The organism is Chryseobacterium sp. SIMBA_028 (assembly GCF_046535285.1).
GTDB lineage: Bacteria > Bacteroidota > Bacteroidia > Flavobacteriales > Weeksellaceae > Chryseobacterium.
The window spans coordinates 1-276 of sequence record NZ_JAWRWZ010000229.1 but is presented as its reverse complement, the minus strand read 5'-3'; the positions used below and the strand labels follow the sequence as shown (position 1 = coordinate 276).

The window sequence follows — 276 nt, the reverse complement described above, 5'->3', positions numbered from 1 at the left end:
CGCCAATATGAACGGAACTACTTCCTTCATTGCAAGGGCTGCAGAAATTGCTACCAATAAAGGAATTTTTGTTCTGATAGCCGCGGGAAACTCAGGAGCTCAGCCATGGCATTATATTTTAACCCCTGCAGATAATGCAAAAGTATTCAGCATAGGTTCTGTAGATGCATCAGGAAATTCATCAGGATTTTCATCATTCGGTCCCAATTCTGTAGGCGTTATCAAACCGGACGGAAGCACAAGAGGCACCGCCACCGCAACTGTCTACAACAATAC

General features: G+C 44.6%; 1 protein-coding gene. It reads left to right on the top strand.

The window, feature by feature from the left end; translation table 11 throughout:
* Positions 1-7 precede the first annotated feature (7 nt).
* On the top strand, positions 8-276 hold a 269-nt coding region (locus tag SCA31_RS23260; RefSeq protein WP_410699393.1), incomplete at its 3' end, for a S8 family serine peptidase.